This is a genomic window from Pseudomonas sp. OVF7 (genome assembly GCF_030644265.1).
GTDB classification, from domain to species: domain Bacteria; phylum Pseudomonadota; class Gammaproteobacteria; order Pseudomonadales; family Pseudomonadaceae; genus Aquipseudomonas; species Aquipseudomonas gorinensis.
Map to the genome: position 1 here is coordinate 5,900,910 of NZ_CP128996.1, position 21,015 is coordinate 5,921,924.

The 21,015-nt window shown below is 60.9% G+C and carries 18 protein-coding genes; 7 read left to right on the top strand and 11 right to left on the bottom strand.

What is annotated here, in order from left to right:
• Window positions 1-103 precede the first annotated feature (103 nt).
• The 4 genes from QU606_RS26780 to QU606_RS26795 form a co-directional block, all read right to left on the bottom strand.
• Window positions 104-733, bottom strand: a complete 630-nt coding sequence (locus QU606_RS26780; RefSeq protein ID WP_168233180.1) for a C40 family peptidase — start codon at window positions 731-733, stop codon at window positions 104-106.
• Window positions 734-946: 213 nt separating this feature from the next.
• Window positions 947-1,651: a DnaA regulatory inactivator Hda gene (gene hda, locus QU606_RS26785; RefSeq protein ID WP_024076770.1), complete on the bottom strand. Its 705-nt coding sequence runs from the start codon at window positions 1,649-1,651 to the stop codon at window positions 947-949.
• A 204-nt stretch (window positions 1,652-1,855) separates the two neighbouring features.
• Window positions 1,856-2,929, bottom strand: a complete 1,074-nt coding sequence (locus QU606_RS26790) for an AI-2E family transporter (RefSeq protein ID WP_024076771.1) — start codon at window positions 2,927-2,929, stop codon at window positions 1,856-1,858.
• A 54-nt stretch (window positions 2,930-2,983) separates the two neighbouring features.
• Window positions 2,984-4,024, bottom strand: a complete 1,041-nt coding sequence (locus QU606_RS26795; RefSeq protein ID WP_102624202.1) for a DUF2066 domain-containing protein — start codon at window positions 4,022-4,024, stop codon at window positions 2,984-2,986.
• Window positions 4,025-4,380: 356 nt separating this feature from the next.
• Here QU606_RS26795 and purM point away from each other — a divergent pair, with 356 nt between their 5' ends.
• The 7 genes from purM (at window position 4,381) to QU606_RS26830 (ending at window position 13,017) form a co-directional block, all read left to right on the top strand.
• Window positions 4,381-5,439 carry a phosphoribosylformylglycinamidine cyclo-ligase gene (purM, locus tag QU606_RS26800; protein ID WP_069076830.1) on the top strand — a complete coding sequence of 353 codons (1,059 nt, stop codon included), beginning with the start codon at window positions 4,381-4,383 and terminating at the stop codon, window positions 5,437-5,439.
• On the top strand, window positions 5,439-6,089 hold the full coding sequence (gene purN, locus QU606_RS26805) for a phosphoribosylglycinamide formyltransferase (protein WP_304997818.1): 651 nt from the start codon (window positions 5,439-5,441) through the stop codon (window positions 6,087-6,089). The genes purM and purN overlap by 1 nt, the downstream gene beginning before the upstream one ends.
• Window positions 6,090-6,097: 8 nt before the next feature.
• The gene (locus QU606_RS26810; RefSeq protein ID WP_024076775.1) at window positions 6,098-6,811 is read left to right on the top strand and encodes a DUF3108 domain-containing protein; all 714 of its coding nucleotides are present in this window, start codon (window positions 6,098-6,100) and stop codon (window positions 6,809-6,811) included.
• Window positions 6,812-7,187: 376 nt separating this feature from the next.
• On the top strand, window positions 7,188-7,376 hold the full coding sequence (locus QU606_RS26815) for a hypothetical protein (protein WP_003175379.1): 189 nt from the start codon (window positions 7,188-7,190) through the stop codon (window positions 7,374-7,376).
• A 382-nt stretch (window positions 7,377-7,758) separates the two neighbouring features.
• Window positions 7,759-9,684, top strand: coding sequence for an IucA/IucC family siderophore biosynthesis protein (locus QU606_RS26820; RefSeq protein WP_304997819.1), 1,926 nt, complete (start codon window positions 7,759-7,761; stop codon window positions 9,682-9,684).
• Window positions 9,674-10,885 (top strand): MFS transporter, encoded by a 1,212-nt coding sequence (locus tag QU606_RS26825; protein ID WP_304997820.1) that lies wholly within the window; start codon window positions 9,674-9,676, stop codon window positions 10,883-10,885. Before QU606_RS26820 ends, QU606_RS26825 begins: the two co-directional genes overlap by 11 nt.
• A gap of 11 nt (window positions 10,886-10,896) precedes the next feature.
• Window positions 10,897-13,017, top strand: a complete 2,121-nt coding sequence (locus QU606_RS26830) for a TonB-dependent receptor (protein WP_304997821.1) — start codon at window positions 10,897-10,899, stop codon at window positions 13,015-13,017.
• Window positions 13,018-13,082: 65 nt separating this feature from the next.
• Here the strand turns inward: QU606_RS26830 and QU606_RS26835 are convergent, their stop codons facing one another.
• The 7 genes from QU606_RS26835 to QU606_RS26865 form a co-directional block, all read right to left on the bottom strand.
• On the bottom strand, window positions 13,083-13,628 hold the full coding sequence (locus QU606_RS26835; protein ID WP_304997822.1) for a DUF2058 domain-containing protein: 546 nt from the start codon (window positions 13,626-13,628) through the stop codon (window positions 13,083-13,085).
• A gap of 25 nt (window positions 13,629-13,653) precedes the next feature.
• Window positions 13,654-14,487, bottom strand: a complete 834-nt coding sequence (gene mazG / locus QU606_RS26840; protein WP_024076780.1) for a nucleoside triphosphate pyrophosphohydrolase — start codon at window positions 14,485-14,487, stop codon at window positions 13,654-13,656.
• Between the two features lie 153 nt (window positions 14,488-14,640).
• Complete coding sequence (relA, locus tag QU606_RS26845) at window positions 14,641-16,884, bottom strand: GTP diphosphokinase (protein ID WP_024076781.1); 2,244 nt, start codon at window positions 16,882-16,884, stop codon at window positions 14,641-14,643.
• A 123-nt stretch (window positions 16,885-17,007) separates the two neighbouring features.
• Window positions 17,008-18,360: a 23S rRNA (uracil(1939)-C(5))-methyltransferase RlmD gene (rlmD, locus tag QU606_RS26850; RefSeq protein ID WP_024076782.1), complete on the bottom strand. Its 1,353-nt coding sequence runs from the start codon at window positions 18,358-18,360 to the stop codon at window positions 17,008-17,010.
• Window positions 18,360-19,262 (bottom strand): cysteine synthase CysM, encoded by a 903-nt coding sequence (cysM, locus tag QU606_RS26855; protein WP_024076783.1) that lies wholly within the window; start codon window positions 19,260-19,262, stop codon window positions 18,360-18,362. The genes rlmD and cysM overlap by 1 nt, the downstream gene beginning before the upstream one ends.
• A 231-nt stretch (window positions 19,263-19,493) precedes the next feature.
• The gene (locus QU606_RS26860) at window positions 19,494-20,099 is read right to left on the bottom strand and encodes a tRNA-uridine aminocarboxypropyltransferase (protein WP_304997823.1); all 606 of its coding nucleotides are present in this window, start codon (window positions 20,097-20,099) and stop codon (window positions 19,494-19,496) included.
• A gap of 6 nt (window positions 20,100-20,105) precedes the next feature.
• The gene (locus QU606_RS26865) at window positions 20,106-20,999 is read right to left on the bottom strand and encodes a LysR family transcriptional regulator (RefSeq protein ID WP_024076785.1); all 894 of its coding nucleotides are present in this window, start codon (window positions 20,997-20,999) and stop codon (window positions 20,106-20,108) included.
• Window positions 21,000-21,015: the final 16 nt, after the last annotated feature.

Genomic DNA, 21,015 nt, shown 5'->3' on the forward strand with positions numbered 1-21,015 from the left:
ACGCTGAAAACCAGAACGCGCAAGCAAAGCTTGCGCGAACGGATTACAACAATATCCAGGGATTCTAGCGCTTACACGTCAAACTTCAAGTATCACTTTAACTTTACTTGCTGGCGGTAACCGTTGTCGGGGCCATGGCGAGTGCGCGCTTGGCTTCGATAAAGGTTTTGCTCCAGTAGCTGTCACCCAGGTTGTCGACTCGAACACCGCCACTGCGACGGCTGCTGGAGTGGATAAACTGGTTATCGCCCAAGTAGATACCGGCGTGACTGACACGACCACGGCCTGCAGTACTGAAGAAAAGCAGATCACCGGGCTTGAGGTTGTTGCGCGCGACCAACGGTGCTTTCACGTTGATCATTTCGCGAGTGGAGCGTGGCAGATTCATGCCAGCTTCTTCACGAAACAGGTAGCCGATGAAACCGCTGCAGTCGAAACCGGCTTCAGAGGTACCGCCGAAACGGTAACGGGTACCGATCAGGGACATGCCGCGTTCGAGGATGCTGTCGGCCAGAACGGGAAGCTGATAAGGCTTGCTGCCGGCAAAGTCGGCCAGTTCCTTTTCGGTTGCCACTTCTTCTTCGTAAACGGTAGAAGACTGTGCAGCAACAAATTTTGCCTGGGATTGCTGTTGGTTTTTGTGCTGCTCAGCCACTTGTTGAGGGTGGGAGGCGCAACCAAACAACAGGGTAACGAGTGCGAGAGGCACGAGGGGTGCGAAGCGATTTAGCATGGGCACGACCGTGGCTGATGTGTAAAGAAGTCGAGACTATGCCCTCTATCACATCGATTTGCAAATTCAATCGCGCTCTATGTGACTTACTGTTTGCGCCATGACATCTAAGCCCTTAATACCCTATACGTGCCTTTTGCGTGGCCAAACCGGCCAAAACGCAGGTTTTCTGGCGCCTGGAATTTGCCGAAAGCCCCGAAAAACAAGGGCTGACTACCAGCCGAGGGTTTCTTTCAGGAAGGGAATGGTCAGCTTGCGCTGGGCCTGCAAAGAGGCCTGGTCGAGCTGTTCGAGCAGATCGAACAATGCGCTCATGCTGCGCGTGCCGCGGGTGAGGATAAAATGCCCCACCTCATCGGTCAGGTGCAGGCCGCGACGGGACGCGCGCAATTGCAGGGCTCGCAACTTGTCTTCGTCGGACAGGGGGCGCATCTGGAAGATCAGTGCCAGGGTCAGGCGCGATTTCAGGTCGGCCAGCTTGACCGGTAGCTCACGGGGCGAGGTGGACGCGGCAATCAGCAGGCGGCGGCCGCTGTCGCGCAGGCGGTTGAACAGATGAAACAGCGCCTCTTCCCAATCAGCTTTGCCGGCAACCGCCTGCAGGTCATCCAGGCACACCAGCTCATACTGCTCAAGGTTGTCGAATATCGTGATACCGCGGTCCATCAACTCGGCCAAGGGCAGGTAAACCGCCGGCTCGCCCATTTGCTCGAAGCGCAGGCATGCGGCTTGCAACAGGTGGGTCCGCCCCACGCCATGCTTGCCCCACAGATAGATCAGGCTTTCAGTCCACCCGGCGTCGGCTTCGCAGAGCCGCTCGACATAGCCGAGTGCAGCGGCATTGGCGCCTGGGTAGTAATTGATAAAGGTGGCGTCATCACGCAGACGCACACCTAGGGGCAGCTGAATCGGTTTCATGCTGACTGAACGGCTCCAATCGAACCGTTAGTGGCCTCTGTGTAAAGTTTGCAAAGTTTATACCCGTGACGCCGGGCGCACAATGCAACAGACCACAAGCAAAATCAAAGGTTTGCGTTAACTTGTTGGATTCAAGCGGAATATTTGACACGCAGGCGCCAGAAACAACAAACCCGGCCATCGACCGGGTTTGTGACACTGCAATTACAACTCGGGGTCTTCGACACCCGTATACACATCCGAATCCTTGTACAGATCATGCAGATGGCGCACCAGGACCATGATCACCGCCGCCACCGGCAACGCCAGCAGGATGCCGGTAAAACCGAACAACTCACCGCCCGCCAGGATCGCAAAGATCACCGCCACCGGGTGCAGGCCGATACGGTCCCCCACCAGCAGCGGCGTGAGCACCATGCCTTCCAGGGCCTGGCCGACCATGAATACCGCGACAATCCCCAGCATCGGGTACAAATCGCCGCCAAACTGGAACAACCCGGCCACCAGCGCCGCGCCGATACCAATCACGAAGCCCATGTAGGGCACGATCGCGGCGAGCCCGGCGATCAAGCCGATCAACAGGCCCAGCTCCAGGCCGATCGCCATCAATCCGGCGGCGTAGATAACCCCCAGGGCCAGCATCACCAGTAACTGGCCACGCACGAACGCGCCAAGCACCTCGTGGCACTCGCCGGCCAGGGACACAATGCGCTCCTCGCGGTCGCGCGGCAGCAGGCTGCGGATCTTGGCCATCATGATGTCCCAGTCCCGCAACAGGTAGAACGCCACCACCGGGATCAACACCAGGTTGGTCAGCCAGCCGATCAGCGCCAAGCTGGAAGCCGTCGCCTGGCTGAGCACGACACCGACGATATCGGTGGTCTGGCCCATATGCTCGCTGATCGCCGCCTTGACCTTGTCGAACTTCCAGAAGCCATCTGCCAGGCCGAGCTTGGCCTGGGCCCACGGCATCGCCGTGTGCTGCAGCCAGTCGAGCATCTGCGGCGCCAACTCATAAAGGCGAAACAGTTGCTTGGCCAGCATCGGCACCAGCACCAACACCAGCGCGGTAATGATCAACGTAAACAGCGCAAACACCGCTACCACGCCCAAGGTGCGCGACAGCCCGGCTTTCTCCAGGCGATCCACCACCGGATCGAACAGGTAAGCGAGCAGTAACGCCACCAGGAACGGCGTCAGGATCGAATGCAGCAGGAACACAAAAACGCACAGCAGGACGATCCCGCCAAGCCACACCCAACGACGCGCATCCGCCATAAACCACTCCATCTGTCATTTGCTTCCTGCTTCTATATAGAGCAGGAAGAACATTTACCAACGAAAACGCAGTTGCGCCTGAGGCTGGGCTACCACAGCCGGCCGGGTACCATCTGCCACGGGCTGCTGAACCGGCGCCTCTGCGGCAGGAATCTCCTGCAACTTGGCCAGGCTCAACTGGGTACGCAACTGATCGGCGCTGCCGTTGACGCGATACACAATACGATTGCCGTCAACGAGCTGCGGCTGGCCACCGAACGGCTCCAGCAGATGCCCCAGGGCGGCATACCGCTCCAGGTTCATCCCCTGCACTTCCAACAATTGTTCTGTGCTGACACCCGGCTTGACCGCAAAGCGGGGAGCCAGTTTTTGGCTCACGGCCAGCATCACGGCATCGGCGACGGCGGCGGTATCGGCCCCTTGCGCGGTGCCCTGCTCGCTCTTGTCGCCCAGCCACAGGCGCCATTTGGCTTGCCACTGGTTGCCGTCCTGACGCGCATGCACCGCCAGCAAAGCGTCGGCGCCATAGCGTTCGGAGGCCGCGCGCAGGGGCGTGGCATCGGCACTTTCGAGATTCGGCGCAGTGGCGACGACCTGCTCATCCAGATCGCCCAGCGGCAGGCGCAATGGCAAGCCACGATGTTGGGCCGCACGGCGTAGCGCTTGGGCGACGGCCTGACCATCGCCCACCAGGCTGCTGCCGTCGGTGGAGTCGTTCAACCACCAGCCGAGGATCGATGGCCGGTTGCTGCCCCAGATCGGCAGGCCGGCTTCACGCAAGGCGCGATCAGTGCTGACCGGGTCGAAATCCACTTGCAGGCTTTCCGGTGGGCCGGCGTCGTAGCCATACTGGCTGATGATTTGCTGCGGGTCCTTGCGCACCGCCGCCAGGCTCGGGCCGTCGGCGGCCTTGGCATCACCGGTGAGGCGGATGACCAAGGTCTGCACGGCGCGCTGGGTCGCCTGGTCACGCTCTTGCGGGGACTGACTACTGACCGGTTCAAGTACTTGATACAGGCCATTGAGGGTTTCGGCATGACTCGCCAGGCTGGCCAATGACAGGCAGCCTACAAAAAAGAATTTACACAGACGCATGGAAGATTCCCGAACGACAAATTTAGCGGCTGGAACAGACCGCGCGAACCCGGTTTCCCAAGGCTGTGACCACAGCGACCGGTAAAACATTCACGGAGTCTCGGTAAGTTTTCGTACTGTCATAACGATAGCGAGTTAAAGGCTATACCTTAATACGTGCCTGGGCAGGCGCGGTTAGCATTTTTTTAACCCGCTTTTTTTATCTATGTGGCCCTGCCCGTCGGCCCGAGGATGGCCGCTGCCCCTCAAGCCTGATAAAATCGCGCGCCTTCGCAGACCGTCAACGGCTGGGCCTCTTCATGAAAGCCTTCGCCAGCTCGGTCGTTACCCCTGAATCCCCCCTAAAGGCCTGGATCATGAGCAAGCAACCCTCCCTGAGCTACAAGGACGCCGGTGTAGACATCGACGCCGGTGAAGCATTGGTCGAACGCATCAAGAGCGTCGCCAAGCGCACTGCGCGCCCCGAAGTCATGGGCGGCCTGGGCGGTTTTGGCGCCCTCTGCGAGATCCCGGCCGGCTACAAGCAGCCCGTGCTGGTCTCCGGCACTGACGGCGTGGGCACCAAGCTGCGCCTGGCACTGAACCTGAACAAGCACGACACCATCGGCATCGACCTGGTCGCCATGTGCGTCAACGACCTGGTGGTGTGCGGCGCCGAGCCGCTGTTCTTCCTCGACTACTATGCCACTGGCAAGCTGAACGTAGACACCGCTGCACAAGTGGTGACCGGTATCGGCGCCGGCTGCGAACTGTCGGGTTGCTCCCTGGTCGGCGGCGAAACCGCTGAAATGCCGGGCATGTACGAAGGCGAAGACTACGACCTGGCCGGCTTCTGCGTTGGCGTGGTAGAGAAGGCCGAGATCATCGACGGCTCCAAAGTGGCTGCCGGCGACGCCCTGCTCGCCCTGCCATCGTCCGGCCCGCACTCCAACGGCTACTCGCTGATCCGCAAGATCATCGAAGTGTCCGGCGCCGACATCGAGAACACCCAGCTCGACGGCAAACCGCTGACCGACCTGCTGATGGCTCCGACACGCATCTACGTCAAGCCACTGCTCAAGCTGATCAAGGACACCGGCGCGGTCAAGGCCATGGCCCACATCACCGGTGGCGGCCTGCTGGACAACATCCCGCGCGTACTGCCCAAAGGCGCCCAGGCGATTGTCGACGTGGCCAGCTGGCAGCGTCCGGCGGTCTTCGACTGGCTGCAAGAGAAAGGCAACGTCAATGAAACCGAAATGCACCGCGTACTGAACTGCGGCGTCGGCATGGTGATCTGCGTGGCGCAAGAGCACGTTGAAACCGCGCTGAACGTTCTGCGTGAAGCGGGCGAGCAGCCTTGGGTCATCGGCCAGATCGCCACCGCCCCTGAAGGCGCTGCGCAGGTTGAACTGAAGAACCTCAAGGCTCACTGATGTCCCAGACCTGTGATGTCGTGGTGCTGCTTTCCGGCACCGGCAGTAACTTGCAGGCCCTGATCGACAGCACGCGTACCGGCGATAGCCCGGTGCGCATCGCTGCGGTGATCTCCAACCGCAGCGACGCCTACGGCCTGCAACGCGCCAGGGACGCGGGCATTGAAACCCGCACCCTGGATCACAAGGCTTTCGAAGGTCGCGAGGCCTTCGACAGCGCCTTGATCGAACTGATCGATACCTTCAACCCTGAACTCGTGGTCCTTGCCGGCTTCATGCGCATCCTCAGCGCTGACTTCGTGCGGCACTACGCGGGGCGCCTGCTGAATATCCACCCTTCCCTGCTGCCCAAGTACAAAGGTATGCACACCCACCAACGCGCCCTCGACGCCGGCGACAGCGAGCATGGCTGCAGCGTGCACTTTGTCACCGAGGAACTCGATGGCGGGCCTCTGGTCGTACAGGCAGTGGTTCCGGTAGAGTCTGACGACTCGGCGCAGACGCTTGCGCAACGGGTTCATACCCAGGAACACAGGATTTACCCGCTGGCTGTTCGCTGGTTTGCCGAGGGGCGGTTGATTCTTGGTAACCAGGGTGCATTATTGGACGGCCAGTTACTTGCGGCCAGCGGCCACTTGATTCGAACCTAGGAGATTTTATGCGTCGCGCCTTGCTCTTCGCTTTTGCGCTGTTCGCCTTGCCCGCCGTGCAAGCGGCAGACCTACACCCGTTCTCCGCCAGCTACACCGCCGACTGGAAACAGTTGCCCATGAGTGGTTCGGCCGAACGCAGCCTGACCAAGAACGGCGACGGCTCCTGGACCTTGAACTTCAAGGCGTCCATGATGATCGCCAGCCTGACCGAGACCAGCGTGATCCTGTTTGACAAGGACACCCTGCAACCCAAGAGCTACACCTTCGAACGGGGTGGCTTGGGCAGGGCGAAGAAGATCAACCTGGACTTCGACCAGACGACCAAGAAAGTCACCGGTTTTGAAAACAAGGACCCGGTCAACGTGCCCCTGCAAAGCGGCATGCTTGATAAGTCGACCTACCAGTTGGCCCTGCAGCGGGATGTCGCTGCAGGCAAGAAAAGCATGAGCTACAACGTGGTTGAAGGCACCGATGTCGACACCTACGACTTCCGCGTGATCGGCCCGGAAAAGGTCCAGACCAAAGCCGGCTCCATCGACGCGATCAAGGTCGAGCGAGTGCGTGACCCAACCCAAAGCAAGCGCATCACCCAGATGTGGTTCGCCAAGGACTGGGGCGGCCTTCTGGTCGCCCTGCGCCAGGTGGAAACCGACGGCAAGGAATACAACATCATGCTGCAAGATGGCACCGTTGACGGCAAGTCTGTCAAAGGCAGCTGATGAGCTGATGTTCAATAAAGGAGCCTCGCTGATGCGGGGCTTTTTTTCGCCTGGCTTTTCACGCCGGGCCGCTATCGCCATCGGGGGCAAGCGCCCTCCTCCACTGGGAACGCATTCCAAATGTGGGAGGGGGCTTGCCTCCGATGGCGGGCGGCTGGGTCAATAAAGCAGTCAAAGCCTGACCCAGACATGAAACTTTTGTCATAAAACCCAGCGCCCTGCGACGCAATGTCGCGGTTTACGGGGCCTGCGGGATTGTTGCGTTTCCTGCAATTAATTGTTGCAGGGAAAATCAGTTTACTTAGCAAGCTAACAAAACATATAACAAAGGCCTGCGACGACTTGCCGCAGATCAACCAGAGATTGGAGCAAGCAGATGACTGTAAAAGTGACTGAACGCGACGACGAACATATGTCCCACGAAGCGCTGGGCCATGGGATTCACATCTGGGATGTCCACCAACAAGACCTGCTGGTCGGCATGTTTCACAACGAGAGCGACGCTCATAACTATAAAAACGAGCTCGAATCGCTTGAAATGAAACGCCAGGCCCAGAGCTCCTGAAACACTGAAATCAAGTAGGCGTCGGCCCACGCAGCCAGGCCGTCTACACACGACAGACCCCGCCATTGAGCGGGGTTTGCCGTTTTTAATCGTGACCGTCTTTGCCTCAGCCTCGACAACTGTATTGAAAAATACATATTTCACGCCGCCCCAGCCCACCTCCCGCCCCCCCCCTATCACAACGTTGAAGCAGCCCTTTACACAGGCCTCGACGCCCCTTGCCGTGCTTTTGACCACCCGAATCGTTCGCGCCCCACCTCTCCCCCCGCGCCTCTGAATAAACCTTTCAGCAAAAAGGTAACAATAAATAGACAATTGGTAATAGTTCTCGATAACATTCAGCCGCTTTTCACTCAGGCTCACGGACAGGGAACTCCACTTGATGCGCGGACACAGCCGTACCCCAGAACAATTGTTGCTTGAACGTTGGAGCGAAGCACTTGCTACCCCGCAATTTCAGGCTAACAACATCACCCTCGACGCTCTGATCAACGCCCTGGCCCCCGCCGCCGAGCGTAGCTTTCAACGTTTGATCCAAGCACTGTTTCGTGAAGGCCTGCTGGACCCCAGCACCCGCACCTATGACGAACACGGACACTGCTGGCTCGCGCTGCCTGACCAGAGCCGCCTGCGTTTCGATCACCTGCTCCCCGGCCGCATGGCCAGCTGGGACGTGCGTGGCCGGGTCGCCCTGCTGCGTGATGATCATCCTGACCTGAATATTCAGTTCCCGTCGCAGCTACTGACGCTGCTCAACAGCAGTCTCGAATCACCTGCCGACCCGGACGTCCTGGGCCGCCTCAACACCGAAATCGACGACAGCTTTGTCAACGATACGCTGTGCCTCGCCTTTCATGAGCAATGGACACTCAAGCTCCATGCGGCAATGGACCCGATGCACCAAAGCAACCTTTTGAGCCACCTCAAGCATGACCCCAGTGTGACCAATCCGACCTCCACGCTTGAGCAATGGGGCACGCTGGGCCATCCCTGGCACCCCAACTACAAGACCAAACTGGGTTTGAATACCCACCAGGTCATCGATTTCTCACCGGAATTCGAAGCCCGTTTTCCGGTATTCCTGTGCGCCCTGCATCGCCAATTCGCCCATGTGGAAAGGCTGGCGGGCACGGCGGATTACTGGCAATGGTGGCAACATCATTTCCCCCAGGCCGCCCGGCAGCTGACGGAGCAGTTGACCGCTCAAGGCCTTGAGGCTGGCGATTATCTGCCGTTGCCGGCTCACCCTTGGCAGGCCCGCCAAGAGTTACCGCAATTGTTCGCCAACGAAATTGGAGACCGGTTGTTGGTGCTGACCGATATCGTTGCGTTCACCGCCCACCCGACCATGTCGTTCAGGACCGTGCTGCCTGAAGGCCGGTGTGATGCACCGATGGTGAAACTCCCGGTTTCACTGCGCCTGACCAGTGTGCAACGCACTGTTTCGCCACGTTCGGCGCGCATGGGCCCGCGGATCAGCCACCTGCTGCAGACGATCCTCGAGCGCGAGCCTTCGATCCAGCAGATCCTCAGCATCGTCCCCGAGCGGATCGGCGTGCATTTCAAGCCGCAACCGGCCAATGATGAACACTCCCGCCACCTGGCCGTACTGTACCGTGACGCCCCCCAGAGCCTGCTCCAACCGGGTGAAATGGCCGTGCCGGTCGGCAGCCTGTTCGCGATCGACCAGCACGGGCAGCCGCTGCTGCGCCAATGGGTGCGACTGAGCCAAGGCAAGGACGACACAGCTGCCCTGCTCGCGTTCTTTCGGGACTACGCCGCGATTGCCGTACCGGCGCTGCTGGGCATGTATTTACGTTATGGCGTGGCCTTCGAAGCTCATCAGCAGAACTCCTTCATGGTCATGGCGGCTGACGGGCAGTTGAGCCGCCTGCTCTTGCGTGATTTCGGTGATATCCGGATCGACCGCAAGACCTTGCACGCCCATGGCCTGGACATCGAACTGCACGATCCCAAAATGACCCTGTACGACGATGCCGGGTTCGTGCGCGACAAACTGCTGCACACCGTATTCATGTGCCACCTGGGCGAACTCGTGTTGCTCAGCGCACGCCACTTCGACGTGCCCCAAGTGCTGCTCTGGAACGAACTGTCGACACAGGTCAGCCAGTGCTTCGACGACTTGCGCAACGAGGTCGAACCACAGCGCTGGGAGACCGAGCGCAAAGCGTTGCTGGAGCAGGACTGGCCAGCCAAGTCGTTCATGCGCATGCGTCTGCTGGAGAGCCATGCCGATATCGTCGGGCGTTTGCCGAACCCGCTGAGCGCCGCCGCCAATGCCGGCTAACAACACCGCACTGCGGCTGCTGGTAGTGATTCAGTTGGTGTCGATGGGCGCCATGGAAATGAGTGGACCTTTCTGGCCGCTGCAAATCCAGAAGCTGCTCGGCGTCGCCAATGCCCAATACACCGGCCTGCTGTCCTCGCTGGTGTACGCAGGGCCGATGATGGCGGCGATGATCCTGACCCCCATGTGGGGGCGAATGGGTGACCGCACCGGGCACAAGCCAATGATCATCCGGGCGTTGCTGGCGTTGGCGGTGTGCCAGGGCCTGGCCGCCGTGACCTTCGATCCTTGGCTGCTCGTGGCAATCAGGGTCGCGCAAGGGGCACTGGCCGGTTTTATCGCCGCGGCGCAAGCCTATGCACTGGCCTGCTGCGGCGACGGCGGGCGCGGGCACATTCTGGCTCGACTGCAATCGGCGACTGCCGTGGGCTCGCTGGCCGGACCGGTGTTGGGCGGCTGGTTGATGGATGTCTCGGGCTTTGCACTGCTGTGCTACAGCGCCACGGCGGTGTGCGTGTTGTGCGCGGTGATCAGCCTGTTCTTGCCCACCGACGCACCACGATCACGACCAACACGCAGCGCAACGCCGACCGCGCTGCCCAAAGGCTGGCTCGGTGCGATGCTGGGAATCATCGTGTTGATCCAGGCGGCCAAGATGATGCCCCAGCCGTTTTACGCCTTGTACGTCGCCGACGTGCTACACGCTCCTGCGTGGCTGATCGGCGCCAGCTATGCCGCCAGCGCACTGACCCTGGCGCTGTCCGCACCGTTATGGGGGCGCCTGTTCGACCGCCATCAACCGGCGCACACGCTGCGCATCATCGAGTGGGTCACGTGGTCCTGTGCCTTGACGCTGGCGTTTACGGCACTGGCCAGCGAATGGCTGGGATTCCTCGCCAGCCGGCTCCTGTGGGGCGTTTGGCAGGGTGCATTGCTGCCAGTCGCCTACACATTGATCGCCAACACCGTTGCGCCCAGCCAGCAGGGCTTTGCCCTGGGCCTGGGCAACAGCGCCGCCAAAGCCGGTGCGCTGTGTGGCGCGCTGATCGGCGGTATCGGCATGGGCATCGTGGGCCTGGCGCACAGCTTCTGGCTGGTGGCACTCACGTACGCCTTGGCCGCCCTGGGCATCCGCGCGATTCGTTCGTTCACCCGAACACCCGAGACATCCGGTTTTTCTGTCAATACTTCTAACAACTGAAAGGCAAGGTCATGAACAAATCGCAACTGGCAGTTCTGCTGCCGCTTCTAGGGTCGATAAGCGCGCCCGCCTGGGCCGATGAGAGCGAAGGTACGCAAGCCGCACCCACCAACCTGCAACTGCAGGCCACGGTCGTGTCGGCCACCCGCAGTGAAACCAGCATCGCGGCGATTCCAGGCTCGGTGCAGGTGATCAGCGAAGAGCAGATCCGCCAGCAAGCGGGTGCCGGTCGCCGGGTTGCAGACATCCTCGGGCAACTGGTACCAGGCATCGCCCCCTCCAGCGGCGGCATGAGCAACTTCGGCCAGACGCTTCGTGGGCGCAATACCCTGATCCTGATCGACGGGGTATCCCAGAACGCCACACGTGACAACTTCCGCCAGCTCAACAGCGTCGCGCCGGAAAGCATCGAGCGTATCGAAGTCATTTCCGGCGCCAGCAGTGTCTACGGTGCGGGCGCGTCAGGCGGCATCATCAACATCATCACCAAGCGCAACAAAGGTGAAGAGCTGGCGTTGAGCAGCAAGATCGGCATGACCACCGGCAACAACTTCAGCCATAAAGGTTTCTCCTACGAAGCGTTCCAAAGCGCCACGGGCCGCAGTGGCCCGGTGGATTGGTATCTCTCGGCCAACGCTGTGCAACGCAACGACCAGTTCGACGGTAACGGCAAGCGCATTCCCCAGGACACGTCCCAGGGCAGCAACATGGACACCGACACCTACGACCTGCAAGGTCGCTTCGGCTACGAGCTGGATGACGACAAGAAAATCACGCTGTCCCTGCAAGACTACAAGGACGAACAAGACACGCGTTACACCAAGAATCCACGCGTCACCAACACCGCAGTCGCGGTAAAAGGCCTGGACCTGGACGATCAACCGTTCACCCACAACCAGGCAGTAAACCTCAATTACGCCGATCAGGATTTCTACGGCCAAAGCCTGCAGGTCGAAAGTTATTGGCGGCGTGCCGACGCGCTGTTCTTCCCCGACCTGTCCAGGGGCCGCGCGGGCGTGTCCGACAACAACAGCGTGCAAGATGTTTACGGCCTGCGAGCGGCCATCGACACGCCAATGCCGGACATTGGCACGGCGACCGGCAACCTGGTGTGGGGTGCCGATTATGATCATGAAACCTCACGTCAGCGTGGCGACCAGTACCGGGTCAACGGCCTCACCTACACCAAGACCGGTACCACGTTCGAACTGGGGCCGGACATCCAGACCACCACCAAAGCTATTTTTGGCCAACTGTCCTACGACATCGACGACTGGACCCTGCGTGGCGGTGTACGTCGCGAGTGGATCGAAAGCGACATTGCCGACAGCATTGCGTACGGCGAAATCGTCCAGACCGGTAATCGCGCGACCCTGCCAGGGGGCACCCTCAAATACGATGACACCCTCTACAACCTCGGGGCGGTGTACCACCTGAGCGAAAACCAGGATGTATTCGTCAACTTCAGCCAGGGCTTTTCCCTGCCGGACATCCAGCGCTTCCTGCGCGACGTCAGCAGCACTTACGACATTCAAAAACTGAATGCCCAGGCCCTGAAGGTCGACAGCTACGAGCTGGGCTGGCGTGGGAATTGGGACAAGTGGCTGGCGAACGTCACCGCGTATGAAAACACCTCGGATGTCACTCAGTTCTACGATGCCAATGATCGTGTATTGCGCCTGGTGAACCAGAAAGAGCGCGTGCGCGGCATCGAAACCAGCCTGACGTACAACGTCACCGATCAATGGTCGGTGGGTGGGACTTACGCTTACGCCAAAGGCGAAACCCGCCAGAACGGACAATGGATCGACTTGCCGGCGACACGTATTGCCCCCGCCAAGACGACGGCCTTTGTTGGCTATGACCGCGGCGACTACAGCGTGCGCTTGCAAGGCATGCGCCTGGCCGACTACGACGCGGCGTTCAAAGACAACAACGGCCGCGATATCCAAGGCTACACGCTGGTCGACCTGCTGGGTTCCGTGAGACTGCCGGTGGGTCGCCTGGAAGGTGCGGTGTACAACCTCAGCAACCGCAACTACCAGAACATGTTCGCCCAGGCCAACGCCCGCGCGCCTTACCCGAATGCCGAGGGTCGCACCTTCAGCATGAGTTACGCCGTGGATTGGTAACCACCTGACGCTGCGCGCTAAAACACAAACCCCGCCTTTTGAGCGGGGTTTGTTGTTTTACAGCCTTACCACATCAGATCATCAGGAATCTGATAGGCCGCATACGGATCGTCCTCGTCCGGCACCTGGCTTTCGGTGAGGATATTGAGCTGCACGATACGCTCCGGTGCGCGCTCCTGGATCTTCAGCGCCGCTTCGCGCGGGATCATCTCATAGCCGCCACCGTGATGCACGATCGCCAGGGAACCGTTGCTCAGCTTGTTGCGCATCAACGTATTGACCGACAGGCGCTTGACCTTCTTGTCATCCACGAAGTTGTAGTAGTCCTCGGTGGTCAGCTTGGGCAGGCGCGAGGTCTCGATCAGTTGCTTGACCTGGGCCGTACGGGCCTTGGCCTCGGCTTTTTCCTGTTGCTGACGGTTCAACTCCTGGTCACGCTTGACCTTCTCGGCCATCGCTTCCTGGGCCAGGCGCGCCTGGGTGTCATCGGCCTCGGCCTGCCCCTTGTGGACCAGGCGCTGCTGTTTCTGTTTCTCTTTGCCGACCTGCTTGGCCTGCTTTTGGTTGACCAGACCTGCTTTAAGCAACTGGTCGCGAAGGGAAAGGCTCATGGTGCTTACTCACTTAGGCAACTGCTCAACCGCAGCTGGACACGTTCTTTTCCTGGCGTTTGGCTTCGCCCCACAGGGCGTCCAACTCTTCGAGGGTGCAATCTTCCATGGATTGGCGCGTATCGCGCAATGCCTGTTCGATAAATCGGAAACGTCGCTCGAATTTGGCATTGGCGCCGCGCAAGGCGGTTTCCGGGTCGACCTTGAGGTGACGAGCCAGGTTGACCGCCGCAAACAGCAGGTCACCGACTTCATCGGCGATGGCCACCGGATCGTTATCGGCCATGGCTTCGAGCACTTCGTCCAACTCTTCGCGCACGTTATCCACCACCGGCAAGGCCGCCGGCCAGTCGAAACCGACCTGGCTGGCGCGCTTCTGCAATTTGGCGGCACGGGACAAGGACGGCAAGGCCGTCGGCACATCGTCGAGCAAGGACAGTTGCTCTGGCGCGTCGGATTTTTCCGCACGCTCCTCGGCCTTGATCTGCTCCCAGCGTTCCTTTACCTGTTCTTCGCTCAGTTGAGGAATATCCAGTGGCGCATACAGATCGCCGGTCGGGAACACATGGGGATGACGGCGAATCAGCTTGCGCGTGATGCTGTCGATCACCCCGGCAAATTCGAAGCGCCCCTCTTCCCGCGCCAGTTGGCTGTAATACACCACCTGGAACAACAGGTCGCCCAACTCACCTTGCAGATGATCGAAATCGCCGCGCTCGATGGCGTCGGCCACTTCGTAGGCCTCTTCCAGGGTGTGCGGGACAATGGTGGCGTAGGTTTGCTTGATATCCCACGGGCACCCGTATTGCGGGTCTCGCAGGCGGCTCATCAGGTGCAGCAGGTCTTCAAGTGAATACATCATTCTATTTCCGATCAGGTATGAACACCGCCGATCAAATGTGGGAGGGGGCTTGCCCCCGATTGCGGTGGGTCAACCAAGAATCTGGTACCTGACACTCCGCTTTCGGGGGCAAGCCCCCTCCCACATTTCAGACTGTGTTCATCCAGACGTTCATGGGGTACGGTTGCGCCGCGTCTCAATGATGTTCGGCAACTGGGAAATCCGCCCCAGCAACCGCCCCAACGCGTCCAGCCCCGGGATCTCGATGGTCAGGGACATCAACGCCGTGTTGTCCTCTTTATTCGAGCGGGTGTTGACCGCCAGCACGTTGATCCGCTCGTTGAGCAGCACTTGCGAGACGTCACGCAGCAAACCGGAACGATCGTAGGCGCGGATGATGATGTCCACCGGGTAGGTGAGCACCGGCACCGGGCCCCAACTGACCTGGATAATCCGCTCCGGCTCGCGCCCGCCCAGTTGCAGCACCGAAGCGCAGTCCTGGCGGTGAATGCTCACGCCACGGCCCTGGGTGATGTAGCCGACGATGGCGTCGCCCGGCAGAGGCTGGCAGCAACCGGCAATTTGCGTCAGCAGGTTGCCCACGCCCTGGATCTGGATATCGCCACGTTTGCCAGGCTTGTAGCCGGTGGCCTTGCGCGGGATGAGCTCCAGTTGCTCGTTGCCACGCTCCGGCTCCACCAACTGCTGGGCCAGGTTGACCAGTTGCGCCAGGCGCAGGTCGCCAGCCCCGAGGGCGGCGAACATGTCTTCGGCGACCTTCATGTTGGCCTTCTCGGCCAGCTTGTCGAAGTCCACCTGGGGCAGGCCGAGGCGCGCCAATTCGCGTTCGAGCAGGGTCTTGCCGGCGGCGACGTTCTGGTCGCGCGCCTGCAATTTGAACCAGTGGACGATCTTCGCCCGCGCCCGCGACGTGGTGATGTAGCCCAGGTTCGGGTTCAGCCAGTCGCGGCTCGGCGTACCGTGCTTGCTGGTGATGATCTCGACCTGTTCACCGGTCTGCAGGCTGTAGTTGAGCGGTACGATGCGCCCATTGATCTTGGCGCCACGGCAGTTGTGGCCGATTTCGGTGTGTACGCGGTAGGCAAAGTCCAGCGGCGTGGCGCCTTTGGGCAAGTCAATGGCGTGGCCGTCGGGGGTGAAGATATAGACCCGGTCCGGCTCGATATCCACGCGCAGCTGTTCGGCCAGGCCGCCGATATCGCCGAGTTCTTCGTGCCACTCCAGCACTTGGCGCAGCCAGGAGATTTTCTCCTCGTACTGGTTGGACCCGGCCTTGACGTCGGTGCCCTTGTAGCGCCAATGCGCGCATACACCCAGCTCTGCCTCTTCGTGCATGGCGTGGGTGCGGATCTGCACTTCCAGCACCTTGCCCTCGGGGCCAATCACCGCCGTATGCAGCGAGCGATAACCGTTTTCCTTGGGGTTGGCGATGTAGTCGTCGAATTCCTTGGGGATGTGCCGCCACAGGGTGTGGACGATACCCAGCGCGGTGTAGCAATCGCGCATTTCCGGCACCAGCACGCGCACCGCACGCACATCGTAGATCTGGCTGAAGGCCAGGCCCTTGCGCTGCATTTTGCGCCAGATCGAATAGATATGCTTGGCGCGGCCACTGATGTCGGCATCCACACCCGTGGCCTGCAACTCGGCCCGCAATTGGCCCATCACGTCGGTGATGAAGCGCTCACGGTCGAGCCGCCGCTCATGCAGCAGGGTAGCAATTTGTTTGTATTGGTCGGGCTCAAGGTAGCGAAAGGACAAATCCTCCAGCTCCCACTTGATATGGCCGATACCCAGGCGGTGGGCCAGGGGCGCGTAGATGTCGAAGACTTCGCGGGCGACGCGGTTGCGCTTCTCGTCATCAGCGGTCTTCACCGCACGGATCGCGCAGGTACGTTCGGCCAGCTTGATCAGCGCGACACGCACGTCGTCGACCATCGCCACCAGCATCTTGCGCAGGTTTTCCACCTGGCCCTGGGTGCCCAGCACCATCGATTGGCGCGGGCTGAGGCTGGCACTGATGGCGGCCATGCGCAGCACGCCGTCGATCAGCTTGGCCACCACCGAACCAAAGCGCTGGCCAACGGTAGCCAACGGGATGTGCCCTTCACGCACGCCGCGATAGAGCACGGCGGCGATCAGCGAATCCTGGTCCAGCTTGAGATCGGCGAGGATCTCAGCGATTTCCAACCCGGTACGAAAGCTGGAAGTGCCCTCCGCCCACAGGTTCTTGGCCGCATTGTCTTGCTGTTCAGACTCACGAGCGAACTCGCAGGCTGCTTTCAAGGCTTCACGGTCCAGTGCCGGGTCGACACTGACGGCATGATCCAGCCATGCCTCGAGATTGATACTGCCGTCGGTGTTGATCGGCTGGTGTGCTCTCACCTGTACCATCTTGCTTACCTTCCCTACGACGCACCTTCGATGCGCCAGAATCATCGCCGACCTTTTTACTGCGAACTCCGTGGCAGGTCATAGGCCTTGGAGATCGCAGGCCAGTCGGATTAAACGGGCATCCTAGCCCGCTTCAAATAACGCCATGGCCTCGACATGCGCTGTCTGCGGAAACATGTCGAGGATCCCGGCACGTTTTAGCCGGTAGCCTTGCTTGACCAGCTCAACCGTGTCCCGCGCCAGCGTCGCCGGGTTACAGGACACATACACCAGGCGCTTGGCCCCCAGGGTGGCGAGCTTGCGCACAACCTCCAGGGCACCATCGCGGGGTGGGTCCAAGAGTACCGCAGAAAAGCCCTGTTTGGCCCATTCCACGTCATTCAAAGGCTGGGACAAATCGGCCTGAAAAAACTGCACATTATGCAAATTGTTGCTGATGGCGTTCCGTGCAGCCCGGTCCACCATGGCCTGCACGCCTTCCACCGCCACCACTTCGCGCACCTGTTTCGCCAGCGGCAGGGCGAAGTTGCCCAGGCCGCAAAACAGGTCCAGCACCCGCTCATCGGGTTGTGGTGCCAGCCAGTTCAGGGCCTGGGCAACCATCGCCTCGTTGACCCCGGCGTTGACCTGGACAAAATCCCCTGGTCGGTACGCCAACTCCAAGTCCCATGCGTCCAATCGAAAACCCAGCGACTGATCAGGCTCGACAGGCTCCGGCTGGCCTTCGCCATGCAGCCACAACTGGGCTTCATGGAAGTTACAAAATTCTTTCAGGATCAGCAGGTCCGCATCCGACAACGGCGCCATATGCCGCAGCAACACGGCGCTGGACGACCCGCTGAACACCTCCACATGCCCCAATGCCTGAGGCTTGCTCAAGCGACGCAGCATGTTCGGCAGACGCTGCATGATCGGTTGCAAGGCCTGTACCAGCACCGGGCAATCGTCGATGGCGACAATGTCCTGGCTGGCCACGGCGCGGAAACCGACTTCCAGTTTCCTGGCCTTGGCATCCCAACGCACGGCCACTCGGGCGCGACGCCGATAGCCAAACTCCGGCCCGCTCAACGGCGCGGCCCATTCTTGCGGTTCGACACCGGCCACACGGGACAGTTGCTCGGCGAGCATGCGCTGTTTCAGGGCGAGTTGTTCGTCATGGGGCAAGTGCTGCACGCTGCAACCGCCGCAGCGGCCAAAGTGCGCGCACGGTGCCGGGCGGCGTAATTCGCTGGCCTTGAACACCCGCTCGGTACGCGCCTCGACCACCTTACCGTGGGCGCCCAGCACCCGCGCTTCCACCTCTTCGCCGGCCAACGCGCCGTTGACGAACCAGGTGCGCCCCTCAAAGAACACGATGCCACGGCCATCATTGGCCAGGCGCTCGATGGTCAGGCGCTGCTTCTTGCCTACAGGAATCTGCGGGGCCCGGCTGCCGCCCGTCGGTTGGAAGCGCAGGCCTCTCTCGTGCTTGGCCATCAGTTGGGTTCGTCGAAAATGCCGGTCGACAAGTAACGGTCGCCTCGGTCACAGATGATCGCGACGATCACCGCGTTTTCCACTTCCTTGGACAGGCGCAGCATGCCAGCCACGGCCCCACCGGACGACACGCCGCAGAAGATACCTTCTTCACGGGCCAGGCGACGGGTGGTGTCTTCGGCTTCACGCTGGGCCATGTCGATGATGCGATCCACCCGCGAGGCGTTGTAGATCTTCGGCAGATACTCCTCGGGCCAGCGCCGGATACCGGGGATCGCCGCGCCTTCCATCGGTTGCAGGCCGATGATCTGGATCGCAGGATTCTGCTCCTTGAGGTAGCGCGAGTTGCCCATGATGGTGCCGGTAGTGCCCATGGAACTGACGAAATGGGTAATCGTGCCTTGGGTCTGGCGCCAGATTTCCGGGCCGGTGGTGGTGTAGTGCGCTTCGGGGTTATCACCGTTGGCGAACTGGTCCAGTACCTGGCCACGGCCTTCGGCGGCCATGCGCTCGGCAAGGTCGCGGGCACCTTCCATGCCTTCTTCCTGGGTGACCAGCACCAGCTCGGCGCCATAGGCGGTCATCGCCGCCTTGCGCTCGGCGCTGCCGTTGTCGGGCATGATCAGCACCATTTTGTAGCCCTTGATCGCCGCGGCCATGGCCAGGGCAATCCCGGTGTTACCCGAGGTGGCTTCGATCAGGGTATCGCCCGGCTTGATCTGCCCGCGCAGCTCGGCGCGAGTGATCATCGACAACGCCGGGCGGTCCTTGACCGAACCAGCCGGGTTGTTCCCTTCGAGCTTGAGCAACAGGGTATTGCTGGTTTCACCCGCCATGCGTTGCAAGCGGACCAGGGGCGTATTGCCGACGCAATCGGCGATTGTAGGGTACTGCAAGGTCATGGCGTATTCGCAATCCAGACTGCGGGGGCGAACATCATACCGGGAAAGCCAGGCGCGCCATATCACGCAAAGTGTGGTGCTTATGGCTTATAGGAATAAGCGAGGGAGGTGGCGGCTGGGTGGACGCTATCGGGGGCAAGCCCCCTCCCACACTGGACCGAGTTCCAGCATGAGAATGCGGTCGAATGTGGGAGGGGGCTTGCCCCCGATAGCCGCACCTCGATAACCCGCCTAGCCCAAATGCCCGTCACCATGATTTTTCTGAAAGACCTCCTCTCCCATCGCCGCAATCTGCCCTTCGATCAATGCATCAAACGGCTTGAGCAACGGCTCAAACGAAACCGGCGCCTCCAGCACCTGCAACGCCTGCACGATCGCTTCGACCGTCGACAATGCCCCCGGCCCCGGCGCCTTGCGCAGCCGATAACGCGACACGCCACCCTCGGCCAGGGCCACCCGGGGCAACGCCGCCAATAAAGGGTTGAGGTGCAGCAGTTTGCGCGCCTTGCGCCAGGTGCCATCGGGCACCACCAGCAACAGCGGCTGATCGTCGGGCGCATAGGCTTGCAGCGGCTGGGCGTCGTCGGCGGGGAACAACAGCCGCGCCTGATAGCCTGGCGGGTTCAATAGCGTCGGCAGATCATCAAAGACCTCCCCCACCACCAGTTGCGCATTGTTCAAACCCAACGCCGCCAGCCGCGCGGTATTGAGCGCATGGTTGACCTCGCTCGGATGCTGCAACAGCAACACACGGGTACGGCTGTCGAGGCTGGGGATCAGCGCGCACAGGCAATGGACAGCGGGCCTGTGACAGCGGGAACATTGGGGTCGGGACATGGTTCTTCAGGCCTGGTTGAGCTGGGCTTTGAGTAAATCGCGGAAGGTCTGGATCAGCGGTTCGCGACTGCGGCCACGGCGCATGATCATCGAGAACGGCGCCTGGTAGCCGAAGGTCGCCGGCAGCAATACGCGCAGGTCACCCTTGTCAGCCCAGGCCTGGGCGTAGTGCTCGGGCAGGTAGCCGATATAGGCGCCGGACAGCACCAGGATCAACTGTGCCTCCATACTTTCCACCGTGGCGGCGCTGTGCTTGAAACCATGGCGCGCCAGTTCCGCCTGGCTCCAGTAGCCGCGCCCGACCATGCGTTGCTGGGTAATCACTTGTTCGGGGATACGCCGCTCGTTGAACAGTGGGTGGCGAGTGCTGCAATACAGCCAGTGTTGCTCGCGGTACAGCGGCATGTAGACCAGCCCGCTCATGCGATTGGAGAAGGCACCGATGGCCAGGTCGAGGCGATTGTCCTGCACGCCCAGTTGCAGTTCGTACGGGCTCATCACCGACAAATGCAAATGCACCGCCGGGTGTTCCAGGCTATAGGCGCCGATGACTTCGGCGAACGGCAGGGCCTTGTCGCTGACGGTAGAGTCGAGCACGCCGAGCTTGAGGGTACCGCGCAACTCACCCTTCAATGCGGCGGCGTATTGCTCGAAGCCTTCCAGTTCGCCGAGCAGGCGCAGGGTTTCCTGGTGGAACAACTCGCCCTTGCTGGTCAGGCTGAACCCGCCCCGGCCGCGATGACACAGCACCAGGCCCAACGCCGACTCCAACTGGCTCATATAGGTGCTGATGGCCGAGGTGGACAGGTTGAGTTCGTGCTGGGCATTGGCGAACCCCTGGTGGCGCACGACGCTGACGAAGATGCGCAGGAGTTTCAGGTCGGGCAAGGCGTTGGCCATCGGGCCTCCAAAAACG